Below are 16,787 nucleotides of genomic sequence, written 5' to 3'. Positions count from 1 at the left end.
CGAACGCAATCCATGACCACCGAACGCCTCTACTATGACGATACCACCACGCTGACCTTCAGCGCACGCATCCTTGAGGAAACCGATCACAAAGGACGCCCGGCGCTCATTTTGGATCGTACCTATTTTTACCCCGAAGGCGGGGGACAACCAAGTGATCAGGGAACATTAAACGGCGCTCTGGTCATAGATGTTCAGACTCGTCCGGCAGATCGCGCTGTGCTGCATATCCTTGCGGCTCCCTATCAAGGCGAGGCATTCGTTGAGGGGGCAGTTGACGCGGTGCGACGGATGGATTACAGGCAGCACCACAGCGGGCAGCACATCCTCTCGCGGGCGCTGGAGCTTGCCGCTAACGCTGACACCCTCAGCGTCCACATGAGCGCCGAGAGCATGACCATTGACGTGAATCGCATCGACATAACGCCTGCGGAGTGGGCAGCGGTGGAAGACCTTGCCAACCGCATTGTTTTTGAAAATCATCCCGTTCGCCAATGGTTTCCCTCACCCGAAGAACTGGCAGCGCTTGCCACCCGTAAAATGCCCGCTGTCGAAGGAAAGGTTCGCATTGTAGACATTGGCGGCTTTGATGTGACGGCATGTGGCGGAACGCACGTCCAGCGTTCGGGGGAGATTGGATTGATCAAGGTTATCAAAGCGGAGCGGCGGGGAGCAACGACACGCCTAGAATTTCGCTGTGGGGGCAGGGCGCTGCGCGATTATCGCACCAAAAACACCGCCCTTGCCCAGTTGACAACACGGCTCACCGTAGGCATCCCCGAATTGGATAGTGCGGTGGAGCGCCTGCAAGACGAAAATCGCCTCATGCGCAGCGCCTTAAACGCCGCAAGAGATCAACAGGCGGCGATGGAGGCAGAAACCTTGTACGGCAAGGCGCATACCATCGGCACGGTGCGTCTTGTTGTGGGGGTTTATGAGGAAGGTGAACGAAGCGTGGATGAGGTGCGTCTTTTGGCACAAAAGGTGACAGCCCATGAAGGGGCGCTGGCGCTGGTTGCCCTTGCTGGCGAAAAGTGTCAAGTGATTGTTCAGCGAGCAGAGGATGTGGCGTTGGATTGTGTCGGCTTACTGAAAACCGCATTGCGTGTAATCGGCTCAACGCGGGGCGGGGGGCGACCCAACGCCGCACAAGGTGGGGGCGTCGCTGCCACCGCCGATCAGTTGCGTTCGGCGTTTGGGGCGGTGGTCAGCGCGATTGAGGCGATGTATGCCTAGTCGTTTATCGAGAAAATTTGTAAAACAACCCCTATCCCCCGCGCTGCGCCTCTCTGTAGGGGCGACCCTCTAAGGAAAGGGGAGAAATGCTGCGGGTGAGGGGGATGTCCCCTTAATCTTCTCTTTCGATTTTAGCGGGGTTTTGTTTTCGTCACGACGATAGTCAGTTCACTCTCGCTGATGGTCATGCTGCGCACCCAAAAACTCCCATATTTCAGCCGCACCAGATGGGCGCGAATGGCGGTGCGGATGACCGCTCGCACAGAGCTATTGACGATGGCGAGAAGCGATTCGGGGAGCGCTTGTCCACCCACCGAAGCGCCCGTTAAGGTGAGGTCGATCCGTCCGGCAACAATTTTCGTTTCATAGGTGGAGGTCGTCGCATAGGCTATGCCGGAGGCAGTAATTGTGGCGGTGACATGGAATTGACCCTTTTGAAGGTCAACAACAACATCGGAGAATCGCTTATTGCCCTTGAGCGCTTTTGCCAGCGCTTCGTTGATTTGTTTTTCCGTGAAGGTGACGGTTATATCGTCAGCGGCGCTTGCCGTCAGGGGGAAGGCAGCCATTCCAAAGAGCAACGCCCCAATTACAGCGATAGTCAGGCAGATTTTGATCGGTTTCATGGTGGTTCTCATTTCTGATTACGGATTCCTTTGTCGTTGACAATAAGTTTAGCGGTGAGATGCTGTGAAAGGATTGAGCCGTTGTAAAATTTTGGTAAGGTGGTATATCAGTCTGACACTGTGCCGAGGTAAACTGCCTCAGAAACGGTTGTCACCGCTCCATCGCTGAGGGTTACCTTGAACGTTCCGTCGCGTTCAACGCCAACGAGAATCGCGCTTTCGCCATCAGCGCTCAGAGTGAGAGGGCGAATGATTCCTCGAAACTCGTTCGAGAGCGGGCGGGCGCTCTGTGTTCCCAAATCCGCCAGCATAAGGGTGTATTCAATTCGCCCATTTGCCAGCGCCCGCCCGCTGAGGTAAAGCGCTTTGCCCGCCGCCATCGTCAACAATAAATTACCCGCCCGATCCCCACGCCCGCCGGAAGGTACAACTGCCGCCGCCCCGCTGATCACATCCCAAAGGCGGAGTTCGATTCCCTCGCTAGTAGGAACAAGCCGCCCAAACCACCGCCCATCGGCGCTAACCCCCACCGCACAGGGACATTCGGCTGCCTCTGGAAGGGTGGTTGATTGCCCGCTTGCCGTATCCAAACGAAACGCCGTTCCATAGGTTGGAAGCAGGGGCAGTGCCGCCGTTGGATCAGAGACACGGGCGTAGACCAAGCTCTCACCTCCATCGCTCAGGGCAAGGGGGATAATTCCCACCCCTTCTGGCGAGGAAGCAAAAAGGATGGAGCGCTGGTTTTCGCCCCGCGCATCAGCCATAAACACCTCACTCACTGTGTTCAGTCCGCGTCGTGCAGTCACCGACCATGCCATCCACGCCCCATTACTGGCAGTGACAAGCTGAACAGTTTCCGCGCTTGAACTGGGCGGGATTGCCGATAAGAGACCCACCCGCCCATCGGGGTAAGCAATTTTTACCCCCTCAACAGCGCGAAATAACACCCCGTCCCGAAGAGGGGTATGCCCCTCACCATTGGCGGGGACAACCGTGCTTAATCCTGTTCGCACATCGAGAAAATAAAGGGATGCGCCGCTGGCTGTTCGGCTAAGATAAACCTCATAGCGGGGGGATGCTTGAGCGGCAGCCGGACGGATTCCCCCCTTACCGCCATTCCCCATACTCCCTAACAGAAGGCTCAGGCATACGATGATAAAGCTAAGGCAAAGCAAGCGACTATTCAGCGCGAACAAGGGGAAACGAGACCGCCGCTGAGCCATCATTCGACACGCAATCTCGCTACGGTAATCACGATAGGATCAAAGGCATTATTAGTGTCATAAATCACATAGCGGAGCGCTACCTCGCCCGCCGGAATATCTTCCCCCACACGCAGTTCATAGCGCCCTAACACCGGGACGCCGGGTGTCCAGCGATCATCGACATTTTTCCATGCCGAGGGGGGTTGATCGATCTGCGTATACACCCAACCATTATCCAGAGTCGTCAGGCGGGCGCTCACCCGTAACGAGGGCTGAAGGAACGTCCCTCGTTCCCACCACGCCTGAAGCGTGATTACATCCCCATTGTGAACGGTTGGCGGGGCAATCAGACGAAGGGCGATCAACGCTGCCCCATCGGGTAGGGCGCGAAGGTTATACCACTCTGCCGATGGATCGCTCAGGATTCCGGCTGAAGCTACTGTTCCCAAACGTTCATATTCAGCCTCATGACCAAAGGTATAGCGATCCAAGCGGACATCGCCAAAAGGCTGATTGATCACTGTATGGGGGACAATCCCATCTAGTAAGCCATATGCCAACCCCTGTGATTCCATAACATCCCCTTGCCATGCCACAACCCATACATTGGGCGGGCGCATCCGGGCAATCTCAGCAATGACGCTTTGCGCCGCCCCTAAATCGAGAAGGCGGGTTACATCAGGAATCAGCGCCTCCGGCATCCCAAAGGTTTGGCGGGGGGCATGGCAAGGTGGGCGGGCAAGGTAATACCGTGCTGCCACGAACAGCGTCCCATCGCGGAGCAAGATCACATCATCGGGCGATCCGTCGCGGCAAATCGTAGCAAATGCGCCACGAAAATCACTGTTGGGGGATTCGCCGCGCTCGCCCGTCAAATAGGGAATGGCGCTCAGGACAACGGCAAGCCCAACGGCGAGAACGGTTCGATAGCGGGTGAGAGCGACGAGGGCGAGGGCGATCAGTAGATCAGCGCCGATCCATGCTGCCCAAAAATAGCGCCCAGTAAGTTTTGGGTTGGCTAACAGCAAGATCACCACCGCGCTGAGCGGGACAACGGTCAGCGGCAGAGCAACCAGCGCCGCACGACGTGTCCGTTGAAAGCCCAATCCGGCAGCCAACCCCACAGCAACCAGCACAAGGTAGCCCGTGCCAAGTGCCGCTGCGGTAGGGAGAGGCGGGAGGTCTTGCTGTCCAAGTGCTTTGAATGCCGCTGCCACATGGATCGATTGATCGATGGGAATTGACCCCGGATAGTAACTGCGATCTGCTGCCCCCCGCGCCCGCACAATGGGTAGCCATGGGGCAAAGAGAAGCGCCGCCAAAAGAATTGGAGCGCAAAGGCGGACGATCATTTCAATAGGCGTCCGACGGGCGATCATGAGGAGGGCGGCAACGCCCACAATGACGCCGTGTGCGGCTAAGCCTGCCAACGCGGTGTAATGGGTGTAGAGCGCCCCCGCCATGAGCAGCCCATACCCTATGATCCTGGCGGTGGTGATGCGCCTTGCGGTGAGGGCGTGTACCAAGAAAGCTGTTGCCCATGTATAGAGCCACACTCCCCACGCATAAGCGCGTACTTCATAAGCAATCCATAAAACACCGGGAAGCAAGCCCAAGAGTGCCGCCGCTACCTGTCCCGCGCCGGTTCGTGGGGTAACCCGCTTTCCAATGGCAATCATCCCGCCCGCCGCAACAAGAATAGAAAGCGCGGAGAGACTGCGCAAGGCGAACTCGGAATCACCCACCACCCCTGCCCACAGGCGCAGCGCGACATAATGAAAGGGAACTTGAATATCAACCTCGGTAGACCAGCGCCAGAGTGTCTCCCATGAGTCGGTGGCGACATAGGTGGTTAGGGCTTCGTCGTACCAAAAGGAATCTTTCGGAAAATTGAGGGCAAGAAGGGTCATAATGCCCAAGATCACGGCGACAGAGAGCCAAATATGTTTGATGTGGGGCTTAGAGGGTGCGCTCATGAGGGAAATCATAACCCCGCTTGTCGTTCTCCGAAACCCTCTGTGATGCGTGGGCAGAGGCGGTTCTTAGAGGAAAAATTCTTTCAAGGCATTGCTCAACTCATCAATCAATACATGCCACTCCACATCTGGTTGGCGAGTCACGGTGAGCGTTCCTCCCTCAATTGTGAGCGCCACAACCCCTTCAATTCCAAATAAAAATTGCGCCAACGGTGATCCTTCTTCGCCCTGCGCTCGCTCGGTATAGTGTTCATCGGTATCAGAGGGAAGGGGGATGTTTGTCAGAAGGCGGATAACATCGGGATCATCCGCGAAATCTACCTCAATGCTGATGTATTCAGACATGAATCTACTCCCCAATTTCATAAAAAATCCATGAAACCCTAACCTACTGGCTAGGCTAGATAACACAAAACGCTATTATACTGAACGCCATAGGCAATTCTCAAAGAGGGTTTACCTCCATGCGCCACCATGTTTTGCTTTATTGGTTGCTCCTTGCAGCGCTTATCGCATTTATGATTGTCCCTCCACAAGGGGCTGCGGCAGCCCAAAGCAGCAGCGAAACAGATATTATGATGGATGTCCTTGCGCGGATGAATGTGTGGCGAATATCACAGGGACTCATGCCCTTGAAGGTGAATCCTGTGCTGATGCGTATGGCACAGGATCAGGCAGATTTCGTCGCCCCCCGTGCCAGCGCCATTGAAGACGAGGCAGAGTACCACAAAGACGAACAAGGGCGGGATGCCAAACGTCGGGCAGTGGAACGCTATAACTACCCTTTCTATGGCAACCCCGAACAAGTGGAGGTGGGCGAGATTGTCGCGGTGGGCAACACCAGCTTTGCCTTTGGCTTTTGGGAACGCTCTGATAGTCACCGGCGCACAGCCTTGAATCCTGTCTATCGGGAGATTGGGATTGGCGTCGTCAAAAAACTAGCGGGGGATGTCTATTATGTGACGCTTGGCGCTCGCCCGAATGTCCTTACGGCGCTGGTTGCGCCAGATCGACAAAGCCTTTATGTCACACTTGAACTCTCCCCCTACCGTCCGATGAGTCCAAGCGCCACAACCGTTCAACTGATCGATGTAGAGGGAAAGCCCCTCACAGAGGTTCGGGCGTGGTCGTCCCAAATTCCCTTGCCCTCTGGTCTGCCGAATGTTATTCAGGTGAAGGTTGTGAGTGGGACGTTCCAAACGCAGATTCCCGTTAACCTGACCACAGACCTTGTTGTTGTTGACACCAAAACACTGCCCGCTTCGGAGGTTTTTAAGATTATTTCTGCAACGCCCATCCCACCGACGGCGGAAGCGGGGAAACGGGCGGTCAAGGTGGCAAACGAAGCCGATATGCTGCTCGATATCTTTGCCCAGTTGAATAAGTGGCGCATCGCTGAGGGGTTTGCCCCCTTACGGATCAATACAACGCTCATGCGTATGGCGCAAGCGCAGGCGGATTACGTTGCCCCCCGTCTGGGGGAGATCGAAGTCACGGGAAAGTATCACGACGATGAGAAGGGACGAAATGTTCGCCAACGCGCTGTGCAAGTCTACAATTGGCCCTTCTTCAAAAACCCAGATCGCGTGGAAGTGGGCGAGAATGCGGCGGTGGGGAATGTCTCCTTTGCCATTGGCTATTGGCAGCGTTCTGATATTCACCGCAAGGCGGCGCTGAGTGCCGCCTATCGGGAGGTAGGCATTGGCGTTGTCAAGCAGTTGGGCGGGAACGTGTTCATCGTCGTCTTTGGCTCACGCCCCTACGAGTTAACGGCGCTGGTTGCGCCAGATCGTCAGCACCTTTACGTGACGTTGGAATTCTCCCGCTATGGCGCTCTCAGCCCTAGCGCGACAACAGTGCAGCTTCTTTCGGTGAATGGCAACCCGCTCACCGCAACACTGGCGTGGTCGCCTCAGATACCCCTTCCGGCGGGGCTTACGGGTGTGATTCAAGTGAAGGTGGTCAGCGGCACATTTAGCACAACGATACCTGTTGATCTCTCTCTTGATATTGCTGTTGTCGATACACAAACCCTCTCTGCCGATGCCGTTTTTAATCGGGTGGGGGCAACGCCCATCCCAACGCCTGCTGTCGCCAGTTTGCCAACGGTGACACTCGTTCCAAACAGTTTCCCAAACACGGCAACGCCAACCCCAAGGCTCAGTCCCAGCGCCACATCGACAGTCAAGTTTACGCTGACACCCACCCCAACGCCGATCATGCGCCTCGTCACCAGTTTCCCAACAAATACCCGCCCTGCGCCGCTGCAAACAACGCCTGTTGGGATTCTGACCACTCCTACCGCCACAGCCTTCCCGACGATTCCCATCACGGCGCCGCCCATGACGCCAACCCCAACCCAAGCGGCTATCTCGCCCACCACCGTAGGGGGAAAGACAGACCTTCTGTTGACCTATTCGGCAGACAGTATCGCCCTTGTCAATGTTGCCCCTGCGCCGCTCAACCTAACAGGGTTGGCAATCACGAATGGCGAGCGGCGAATTGCCCTTGAAGCGTGGCTGCGGGTGGCATCCTTTCCAGCAGAGCGCTTTTCTATGGGGCATTGCCTTGCGGCAGTGGCGTTCGGTGGGGCGGTGGTGATGCCGTCGGAATGTCGCGTCTTGCGCAGCGAGATTCAGGTCGCGGCGAATCAGGCGGTGTGGCGGTCAGCCACCTTCCAAGTGACGCTTGGCGATCAGGTGATTGGCGTCTGTGCCGGAACAGAGCGTCGCTGCGCAGTCAGCTTCCCGAAAGCGGCGGGCGGCTCAGGAAATTAAATGAAACATAACCCAAGTAGATGTCTCTAAAAGACCGCCTATGTCCCCCGGTTACTGCGCAGCAGTCGCCTTTCCCCATAGACAGGGAAAGGGTGAGAGAGTCCCTGTCTGTGTTAGGGGGTGGGGGCAAGCCCCGAAGGGGCGGTTACTCCTAGCCCGCTGCTTTACGCTCATGGACGGTGAGGGGCGCAAGCATTGCGCCCCTACGAGAATGACTCTGCCAACAGAGCCTAGACCGCCTCGCTACTTTGGCAACTCTCTTAGGCTGGACTCTGTGCGGACACCCCTTTAAAAGGCATATCCGCACAGGTATTTCCATCTTCCCCGCCCCAAAGGATTTTTGTGGCGGTGCTTAGTAAACCATATCCTAATTTTTCCTGAATTTTCCGGCACACCGCATCGCCTTCTAAGCGCATGGCATAGAATCAGGTAGAATTGTCTAGAAGTGATACCATTCTAGCCAGCGGACAATCCACCTGTGGCAGTCATTGACGGACAAACCTTTTCAGTTGACCGAGTCTCCATGGCATTGACGACGGGCAGCGCTCAGACGCTTGCCCGTTCGGGCGGCGTGCGCCCCGAACACCTTGTCGAAGTACGGCGGATCGCCATTTTGCCCCCCCCACCCGGGCGCACCCCAACGATGCCCGGGGCGCTTGCTTTGTTCAAGGGCGAAACTATTGATTATATCCTCGCCCGCAGCGAACAGCGCCCCAGCAACCCTCCGTTGGTTGAATACCTGCTGCTGCCCGCCCCTATGGTGCGGCTGATGGGGGGCAATTTACGTTGTTTGGGCAGCTATCTGCGCACACCGATCCCCGTTGAACAGCGGATGGAAACGCCGCCGGTGCTGTTCAGCGAGGTATCCCCGCCGACACACGATCAGCAAGCCGCTGATCTGGTTGCGCTCATGAACGCCTGCAAGGGGAATCTGAAAACCGTGCAAGGAATGTTGGCGGGCATTGTGCAAGGGATGGGGCTGGTCATTGTGAACGCCCCCGCTGTCTTAGACACCCGGTTGACGTTCATTCAAGGGATTTTTGGCTTGCTCCCTGCGCCGGTGCGGGTGGTCATTTCCTTTGCGACGAACGTCATCGATCCGGCGCAAACAAACACGCAGATCAAATTCATGGCGTCGCCCGTCGCATTGGATCGCCATCTGACCTTTGATTGGGAGACAGGAAAGTTGGCGGGGGAGATTCCCGACGACCCCTACACAAAGTTCATCATGTCCCAACTGCGGCTGGATGTCTCGCTCGTTATTGAAGCGACGGACAAACTGGCGCGGACAGCGGTTTGGCGTTCGATGCGCCGCGAGACGATGAGCAACGCCCTGGCGTGGGCGTCCAAACGCGCCAGCCTAGACAGCGCCATACGGGAGGGGCTTCCCGCCGGACGCGATATGGTCGCTTCGATCCTCCAAGAAGACCCGACTCTTCCCGATGATATGCGCGTTCTGTATGCCAAACACCTTGTCACCTTTTCGCTGCTGACGAATGACTACGAACATACAGAGATTATTCCGGCAATGGCAGCCCAAAACCAAGAGGTAGCGGACGCCATTTATGAGCAGTTGTGGGCGGCGGCGGGGACGGATAAGGCACTCTCGGTCTACCACCTTGCCGAGATGTGGGTGGCGAAGGCTCCGCTTGGGGTCGATGTGACTCGCTGGCGTCCGCTTTTGGGGATGGCGGCGTTGGCGCACCTAAACACCCTGCTGAGGGGTGATGCGGCAAAACTCGCGGCATATCTGGATACCTTTTTAGACGCAGCGCCCGTCTTGCAGATTGACACGGCAGTTGCCCAGATGATTGGCTTGTGCCGCAAACGCGCCTATGAAAATAACGAGATCGCCCGTCTGCTGTTCCTCTTGGCAATGACCTACGTGCCGCTGGGCGGCTTACAGCGGTTGTTTTCCGATCAAGCGCTCATGGCACAGCTTCCGGTCAGTTTGCGCGGAATCATGCCGCTCTTGCTGCCGGCAGCGAGGCAGCGCGAACCCGCTCAGGCGGGTGTCCTTGCCCGCGCCTCCGAATTGTTTGGGCTGGACTATCAGCCGGTAATCTTAGGGCGCTTGGTAGAGTGGGCGCTGACGCTCCCCCGCCTTGATCTCATTGACGAAAACGCCTTGAAGGGGTTGATCCGCTTGGCAAATTCCCCACAAGCGCGGCGCTTTGATGCGCTCTTGGGGCATGTCGTAAATGATCTTAGCCAACTGACGGTGATTCGGGTCATGCCGCCCGGTGCGCAGTGTGCCTTAGTGCAGCTTCAACTGGCACGGCGGCAGTTTGACGCCGCCGCCCAACAGATCACCTTTTATCAGGACATGCTCTATACAGGCAGCGGGCAAGAAACGCTTTCCAAGATTGCGCGAGAGGCGTACAAAGGGGTTGACCTTCCGCCGCGCCTGATGGGAATTGCCCTCGAAGCGCTGCAGCGCGGCGGACTGAAGGCGATTAATGCCGCTTTTGCCGAATTCGGCGCGTTGGAAGCGGGGGATTGGTCGGACGAATTGACGGATGCGGCGATCCATCTGACGGGGATTCTGTTCGCTGAGCCGCGCTTGATTGCCGCATTGGGAATTGAGCCAGCGCTCCGCCTGCTGCAAGCCCACAGTGAGCGGCGGGATACGAACGATGCGCTGCGCACCGCCAGCGCCCTGACGAGTTATATGTTGACCTTTGGCGAAGGCGGCACCGCCCTGCTGGATCGGATGTTCCCCTTGATAAACTGGAACGCCGAGGTGGGCGAGGCAGCGATGGAGCTTGCCCGGACGTACATCCGCAGCGCTCCAGCGGAACAAGGGGCGCAAGTGCCGCGTTTGCTTGCGCGGCACGGGTCAGAGGTGGGAACGGCGCTGGACGCCACCTATCGCTTACACCAGATTGTAGGGGGACCGGATTTCGTTGGATTTGCCGAGCGGGTCAAGATGGCGGCGAATCTCTTGCTGGATTTGGCAACCTTCTACAGCGATGGGAAAGAACTTCCCAGTTTGATCAAGCTGCGACGGAATGCAGAGAGCGTCACGGGCGGGCTGACAAACAGCGAGCGGGCGCGGCTTTCGGAATGTCTCACGCGCATTGGCGGGCAAATTTTGCGGCTCACGGCGCTCCATAACAGCCGCGCCGTCCGGCGGAACAAAGCCGAAAACGAGGCACGCCGCCTCGCCCTGATCAAGAATCGCATTGCGCCGATGACGGCGGTGGAATCGCTGACATGGATGAGCGGCTATTTGAGCGAAGGGCGCGAGGTGAACATCAACCTGAACCGTGATGCGTCGGGAATGCTATTGGGGGCGCGTTCGGTGAATATCCTCCTACGGGAGGGGGAGTTGATCGCGGCGCTCTTTGGGGGGATGATTGCCGCCTTCTCGGAAGACAATACGTTAGAGAGTCCGCGTGCGGCGTGGGCAGCCGAGATTGAGGGATTATGGAGCGGCGTGTCGTTGTTCAAACAGCGGGAACTGCGCGATTCATTCGTAGAGGATGCCCAACGCCTTGCCCAGATCATCCTTTACGTGGGAGAGCGCGGGAATGAACGCAGCTTGCAATCGACGGGTGTGGGCAAGCAGCTTTTCATTGGGAAAGGGCAGCCGCGCACGGTGATTGACGCGCTCCGCTGGCTGAGTGGCTACTTTGCCGGGGAGCAAGGGTGATGGTTGTCATTGGTAATGTGGACTTCACCCATCAACGGCTTGTCGAATTGACTTCATTAGCAGATCGGGCAAAGCCTTTTTATGATTGGGTGGAAACACAATTTCAGCGCTATCTAGGACAAACTCAATCCCTTCATCAATTTCTATCTCATCTAGACGCAGAGGCTATCAGAAAGGGTATTCAGCATTGTTATATCCCATCCCGATCTGAGCCTGTGCCACACTTGTTTGACGGAGTGGGACGAACATATCCCCATACGAAAGCCTGCTTTTATTTCTTTGGGTGGCTTATTCGTGATGCCCATCAACAACGCTTGCGTCCGTTAATTCAACGGATTGCCCAAACGACTCGTGAGGGGCGTCATGAGGTGGAAACCAAAGCCCTAGCTTTGTTGATCACAACCTATCGAGAACAGGTTAAAACCTTTCAGTGGGAAGCAATCCGCGAGGTAATTCTAGATCGTTTGGAGGGGTCACGACGCAGCATCAAAGGACATGATTTAGAAGTGGCGATCCGTACCGCATTGGTCGTCGCTATTGAAGATGTGTTCGAGCGCACCAAGCACTATGGTATTTATCTCGATGTGATTGTTGCCAGTGGACAAACAACCATTGGTAAGGAAACATATGATGTTGTGGCACGGTTGATCGGGGCTGAGGACAGGGTTTCCCGTCGTGTTCTAATTGCCATCAAAACCCGTGAAACAGAGGGAGGAGGACATTCCCATCTCTTCTCACGAGATATATTATCTGCTGTAAAAAGTGTTCGTAGCCATAATCCAGAGGATTTTATCGGTGTTGTGATTGTGGCAAAACATTGGTCTCAGCGGGAGGCAGATACCCTGACCGAGGTCGCTGATCATCTCATTCACATTCAGGGGTCGCCAACAGATTTTCGGGGTCTTGATGAACATGACCAAAGCGGGCTGAATCGTTTTATCGCTTCTGTTTTGGGGGGTGTCATCACGCCCAAAGGGGAACTTTAGATGAACGCTCAGACGCAACAGCCTTTTGTCAATCAAATCATCGCCGGAGATTGTCTATCGATAGCAAAAACATTGCCAACGGAGAGCGTGCAATGTATTGTCACCAGTCCGCCCTATTTTGGACATCGGGAGTATATAAAAGATCGCACCGATCTTCGTAATGACGAGATAGGACGAGAGAAATCCCCTCTTAATTATGTGGGACGGTTGGTCACTCTTTTTGGAGAATTACGCCGTGTGTTGAAAGATAGTGGCACAATCTGGTTAAATTTGGGAGACACTTACCGAGATAACCAACTCTTGGGAATTCCATGGCGGGTAGCGTTTGCCTTGCAGGATGATGGCTGGCTGCTCCGTAGCGAGATCATTTGGGAAAAACCCAATGCAATGCCTTCCTCGGTAAAGAACCGTCCGACAACCTCTCACGAAACCATCTTTTTATTCGCTAAAAAAATGCTTTACACCTACTACGCCGATGCAATACGTGAAGCCCATGTGACCTTTTCCGAACAGTCGAAAATGAAGGGGGGGCGTAATCATTTTGGAAAGGCAGAAGGAACACCCGAACAGGGAAAAAATCAGGGTAATGCTAATTTGCATCGCGGGCGGTGGGATCAAGCATTTCACCCACTAGGGCGTAATAAACGCACGGTCTGGTCAATCCCGCTTGGGAAATTTCGTGAGGCACATTTTGCTGTTTTCCCCCCTGATCTTGTAGAACTATGCATCCGTGCAGGGACAAAAGAAACGGATATTGTCCTTGATCCATTCATGGGGTCAGGAACTACCGCCGTTGTCGCCCGATCCTTGAAGCGTGACTTTGTAGGGATAGAATTGAACCCTGAGTATGTTGCTATGGCGCAGCGGCGTTTAGAGACTGTGCCATCGCCATTATTTGCTTAAATCTATGATGCAAATCCTAATCACTGGGGCGGGGGGAAAATTGGCGCGGCGGGTCGAGGCGTGCCTCACCGCTGCCGGACACCACACGATTGGTATTCCCCGCGCCGACCTCGACATTACCCATTGGAACACCGTGCGGGAGGCGATCTGCGCCCACCGTCCCGATCTGGTGATCAATGCCGCTGCCCTAACAAACGTCGATCACTGCGCCTTGTACCCCGCCGATGCCTACCGCGTGAATGCGGTGGGGGCGCAAAACCTTGCCCTTGCCTGTGCCGAGATCGGTGCAGCGCTTTGCCAGATCAGCACGAATGAGGTCTTTGATGGGGCGAAGGGATCGCCTTACTATGAATACGACGCCACACATCCGGCAAACCCCTACGGCGAGAGCAAATGGGCAGCCGAGCGGATGATTGGCGCGGCGCTGCGGGAACATTACATCGTCCGCACTGCGTGGCTCTTTGCCCATAATGGCATGAATTTCCTCCAGAAAATCCTCGCCGCCGCCGGCGCAGGTCGCCCTATTCGCGTTGTCACTGATGAGGTTGCCAACCCCACCTACACAGACGATCTCGCCGCTGCCGTCGCTGCCTTGATCGAGACGCGGCGCTATGGAGTCTATCATCTTGTCAACGAAGGCTACGCCTCGCGCTATGAATTTGCCCGCCATATCCTCGATAGGTTTGGGCGGGCAGAGTATCCAATCACCCCGATTACCTTAGGCGATTTTGAACGCCCCTCCGCGCCGCCGCCCTTCACCCCCCTTCACAATGTCATTGCCGCCTCGATGGGAATTCGTTTGCGCTCTTGGCAAGAGGCGCTGAGCGCTTTTGTTGAGCGCGAAGGGGCGGTGGGATAACGACGCCGCATGGTCAACACGTCCAGCACATCGCCCGCCTTTTCGGTAATCATCCCCAATTGGAATGGCGGACGCTATCTGCCTGTCTGCCTGAACGCTCTTCGCGCCCAGACTTACCCAGAGGTGGAAATCATCGTTGCCGATAACGCCTCCAACGATGGCTCACAAGCGCTCATCGCCCGCGATTTTCCCGAAGTGCGCCTCGTCCAGCTTTCCGAAAATCGGGGGTTTACCGGCGCGTGCAATGCGGGCTTAAGCGCGGCAAGGGGCGCTTACCTTGCCCTGCTGAACAACGACACCGAGGCTGCCCCAACGTGGATCGCTGAGGTTGTCGCCGCCTTTGAGCGCCACCCTGATGCCGGATTGGTCGCCTCTAAAATGCTCCTTTTTGACAAGCGCGATCACTTTCATACCGCTGGCGATTTGTTCCGCACCGATGGCAGCGCCGCAAACCGAGGCGTTTGGCAGCGCGACGATGGGCAGTTTGACGCCGAGGGTTACGTATTTAGCGCCTGTGGGGGATCGTCAGCCTACCGCCGGACGATGCTCGATCAGGTTGGGCTGCTGGACGATGATTTTTTCTTCAGCCTTGAAGATATTGATCTGGCGTGGCGGGCGCAGTTGGCGGGGTGGCGCTGTGTTTATGCGCCGCGTGCCGTCGTTTATCATATGCTCTCGGCAACGGGCGGCGGTGTCACAGCAAGTTTTTATGATGGGCGCAACGCGATCTATGTCTTGGTGAAGGATATCCCGCGTGCAGTATGGCGCAAACATGGTGGGCGTATTCTGCGGCGGCAGGCAAAAACAGCGTGGGAGGCGCTGCGGGCATGGCGGGGAAAAGCCGCCCGCGCCCGTTTGCGCGGGATGGCCGTTGGCATTTTGCACCTTCCCCGCTTATTAGGCAAACGGCGAACCGTGCAGCGAACGCGCCGTGTTACAATAGCCTACATTGAATCCATCTTGACACAGGACTAAACGAGGTCGCCCGTGACCGCCATAAACACACCTGCCGCCACGCACTATGAAGGCGTGATCGGTTTGGAAATTCACGCCGAACTGGAAACCGATTCCAAGATGTTCTGCGGCTGTGCCGTTGTGGATAGCACCACCGCCGCCCCAAACACCCACATTTGCCCCATCTGTATGGGAATGCCCGGCGTCCTACCCGTGATCAATCGCCGTGCGGTGGAGTTTGCCATTCGTGTGGGGTTGGCGCTCCACTGTGAGATTGCCACGCTGAACGTCTTTGCCCGCAAGAGCTACTTTTACCCCGATTTGCCGAAGGGCTATCAGGTCAGCCAATACGAACTCCCCCTTTGCACGAACGGTTGGTTGGAGATTGACCTCCCCGACGGGGGGACAAAGCGCATCGGCATTCGCCGCGCCCACCTTGAGGAAGACACCGGAAAATCCATCCATGTCGGCAGCAGCAGTCTGATCGATTTCAACCGATCCGGTGTGCCGCTTTTGGAGATCGTCACCGAGCCGGATATTCGCAATGGAGCAGAGGCAGAGGCGTTCGGGCGCAAGCTGCGGGCGATCTTGGTCTATTTAGGGGTGAACAGCGGCGATATGTCGAAGGGCGTCTTGAGGATGGAGCCAAACATCTCTGTGCGCCCACTTGGGAGCAGCGAACTGCGCACCCGAACCGAAGTAAAAAACCTGAACAGTATCCGTTCTGTGCAGCGTGCCTCGGATTACGAGATTGAGCGCCAAAGCAAGCTGTGGGAGGGGAAGGGAACGGTTGTTCAGGCGACGATGGGCTGGGACGAGGTGAAAGGACAGACGATCCTTCAGCGGACGAAAGAGAGCGCCCACGATTACCGCTATTTCCCCGAACCGGATTTGCCCCCATTGAATATCAGCCGCGAGTGGGTGGAGACGATTCGCCAGACGCTCCCTGAGCTCCCCGACGCAAAACGGGATCGCCTGATGAGCGCGGGGGTGAGCGCCTACGAAGCGTCGATCTTGGTGGCGGAACGCCCTGTTGCCGATTACTTTGAAGCCACCCTAAAGGCGGGTGCAGAAGGGAAGAAAGCGGCGAACTGGATCATCAATGAGTTGTTCGCCCGCATGAACAAGATCGCCCTACCCACCGAGCGCGTCGCTGAGACAAAGGTGACGCCGGAAAGCATCGCCGCGCTGATTGCCCTTGTGGACGGAGGGACAATCAACAACAACGCGGCGAAGAAAGTCCTTGATGCGCTCTTTGCCGAAGGGGGCGAGCCAGCGACATGGGTGGCAAGGCTAGGACTGGAACAGACACAAGACACAGGGGCGATTGACGCCGCGATCACCAAAATCTTGGACGCTCACCCAGAGGAAGTGGCACGCTTTAAGGCGGGGGAGGAAAAAGTTTTGAAGTTCCTGCTAGGGCAGGTCATGCGGGAGGGGCGCGGAAAGTTCCCCGCCGAACTGACGGGTACACGCTTAGAGGCGGCGCTCAAGGCGCGGGCATAGCGATTTGTGGGTAGACGGGCGCATACCATGCGCCCCTACACAACAGGTTGCCCATGTTTGCTATACTCCCCCACATACAAATTTTTTGAGAGACAAAAGGATTT

The 16,787-nt window shown here is 56.4% G+C and carries 12 protein-coding genes; 8 read left to right on the top strand and 4 right to left on the bottom strand.

Translation table 11 applies throughout. The annotated features are described in order from the left end of the window. The first annotated feature begins 12 nt into the window (after window positions 1-12). Window positions 13-1,236 carry an alanyl-tRNA editing protein gene (locus HS103_02950; protein ID MBE7511761.1) on the top strand — a complete coding sequence of 408 codons (1,224 nt, stop codon included), beginning with the start codon at window positions 13-15 and terminating at the stop codon, window positions 1,234-1,236. Between the two features lie 131 nt (window positions 1,237-1,367). On the opposite strand, the gene HS103_02945 is transcribed toward HS103_02950, so the two are convergent. From HS103_02945 to HS103_02930, 4 genes are all read right to left on the bottom strand, one after another. Then, window positions 1,368-1,874, bottom strand: coding sequence for a hypothetical protein (locus HS103_02945; protein MBE7511760.1), 507 nt, complete (start codon window positions 1,872-1,874; stop codon window positions 1,368-1,370). Between the two features lie 95 nt (window positions 1,875-1,969). After that, window positions 1,970-2,986 (bottom strand): hypothetical protein, encoded by a 1,017-nt coding sequence (locus HS103_02940; GenBank protein MBE7511759.1) that lies wholly within the window; start codon window positions 2,984-2,986, stop codon window positions 1,970-1,972. A gap of 98 nt (window positions 2,987-3,084) precedes the next feature. Further along, window positions 3,085-5,043, bottom strand: a complete 1,959-nt coding sequence (locus HS103_02935) for a hypothetical protein (protein ID MBE7511758.1) — start codon at window positions 5,041-5,043, stop codon at window positions 3,085-3,087. Between the two features lie 66 nt (window positions 5,044-5,109). Beyond that, window positions 5,110-5,388, bottom strand: coding sequence for a NifU N-terminal domain-containing protein (locus HS103_02930; protein ID MBE7511757.1), 279 nt, complete (start codon window positions 5,386-5,388; stop codon window positions 5,110-5,112). Between the two features lie 119 nt (window positions 5,389-5,507). Between HS103_02930 and HS103_02925 the strand changes: the two genes are divergently transcribed. From HS103_02925 to gatB, 7 genes are all read left to right on the top strand, one after another. Beyond that, the gene (locus tag HS103_02925) at window positions 5,508-7,820 is read left to right on the top strand and encodes a CAP domain-containing protein (protein ID MBE7511756.1); all 2,313 of its coding nucleotides are present in this window, start codon (window positions 5,508-5,510) and stop codon (window positions 7,818-7,820) included. Between the two features lie 478 nt (window positions 7,821-8,298). Further along, window positions 8,299-11,475 (top strand): hypothetical protein, encoded by a 3,177-nt coding sequence (locus HS103_02920; GenBank protein MBE7511755.1) that lies wholly within the window; start codon window positions 8,299-8,301, stop codon window positions 11,473-11,475. Beyond that, entirely contained in the window at window positions 11,475-12,461 is a 987-nt protein-coding gene (locus tag HS103_02915) for a hypothetical protein (protein ID MBE7511754.1), read from the top strand. The genes HS103_02920 and HS103_02915 overlap by 1 nt, the downstream gene beginning before the upstream one ends. Beyond that, window positions 12,462-13,364 carry a site-specific DNA-methyltransferase gene (locus tag HS103_02910; GenBank protein MBE7511753.1) on the top strand — a complete coding sequence of 301 codons (903 nt, stop codon included), beginning with the start codon at window positions 12,462-12,464 and terminating at the stop codon, window positions 13,362-13,364. A 7-nt stretch (window positions 13,365-13,371) separates the two neighbouring features. Continuing rightward, window positions 13,372-14,223, top strand: coding sequence for a dTDP-4-dehydrorhamnose reductase (gene rfbD, locus HS103_02905; protein MBE7511752.1), 852 nt, complete (start codon window positions 13,372-13,374; stop codon window positions 14,221-14,223). 9 nt (window positions 14,224-14,232) lie between these two features. Next, a complete protein-coding gene (locus tag HS103_02900; protein MBE7511751.1) occupies window positions 14,233-15,198 on the top strand; it encodes a glycosyltransferase family 2 protein in 966 nt (321 codons plus the stop codon). A gap of 21 nt (window positions 15,199-15,219) precedes the next feature. Beyond that, entirely contained in the window at window positions 15,220-16,683 is a 1,464-nt protein-coding gene (gatB, locus tag HS103_02895; GenBank protein ID MBE7511750.1) for an Asp-tRNA(Asn)/Glu-tRNA(Gln) amidotransferase subunit GatB, read from the top strand. The last annotated feature ends 104 nt before the right edge of the window (window positions 16,684-16,787 follow it).

Source organism: Anaerolineales bacterium (genome assembly GCA_015075625.1).
In the GTDB taxonomy this organism is placed as follows: Bacteria; Chloroflexota; Anaerolineae; order Aggregatilineales; family UBA2796; genus UBA2796.
This window is presented reverse-complemented; position numbering and strand designations above follow the sequence as displayed.

Excerpts from the sequence above, each read along its gene's own strand:
- HS103_02950 (MBE7511761.1), top strand. The coding sequence starts at position 13 with ATGACCACCGAACGCCTCTACTATGACGATACCACCACGCTGACCTTC.
- HS103_02945 (MBE7511760.1), bottom strand. The coding sequence starts at position 1,874 with ATGAGAACCACCATGAAACCGATCAAAATCTGCCTGACTATCGCTGTA.
- HS103_02940 (MBE7511759.1), bottom strand. The coding sequence starts at position 2,986 with ATGGGGAATGGCGGTAAGGGGGGAATCCGTCCGGCTGCCGCTCAAGCA.
- HS103_02935 (MBE7511758.1), bottom strand. The coding sequence starts at position 5,043 with ATGAGCGCACCCTCTAAGCCCCACATCAAACATATTTGGCTCTCTGTC.
- HS103_02930 (MBE7511757.1), bottom strand. The coding sequence starts at position 5,388 with ATGTCTGAATACATCAGCATTGAGGTAGATTTCGCGGATGATCCCGAT.
- HS103_02925 (MBE7511756.1), top strand. The coding sequence starts at position 5,508 with ATGCGCCACCATGTTTTGCTTTATTGGTTGCTCCTTGCAGCGCTTATC.
- HS103_02915 (MBE7511754.1), top strand. The coding sequence starts at position 11,475 with ATGGTTGTCATTGGTAATGTGGACTTCACCCATCAACGGCTTGTCGAA.
- HS103_02910 (MBE7511753.1), top strand. The coding sequence starts at position 12,462 with ATGAACGCTCAGACGCAACAGCCTTTTGTCAATCAAATCATCGCCGGA.
- rfbD (MBE7511752.1), top strand. The coding sequence starts at position 13,372 with ATGCAAATCCTAATCACTGGGGCGGGGGGAAAATTGGCGCGGCGGGTC.
- HS103_02900 (MBE7511751.1), top strand. The coding sequence starts at position 14,233 with ATGGTCAACACGTCCAGCACATCGCCCGCCTTTTCGGTAATCATCCCC.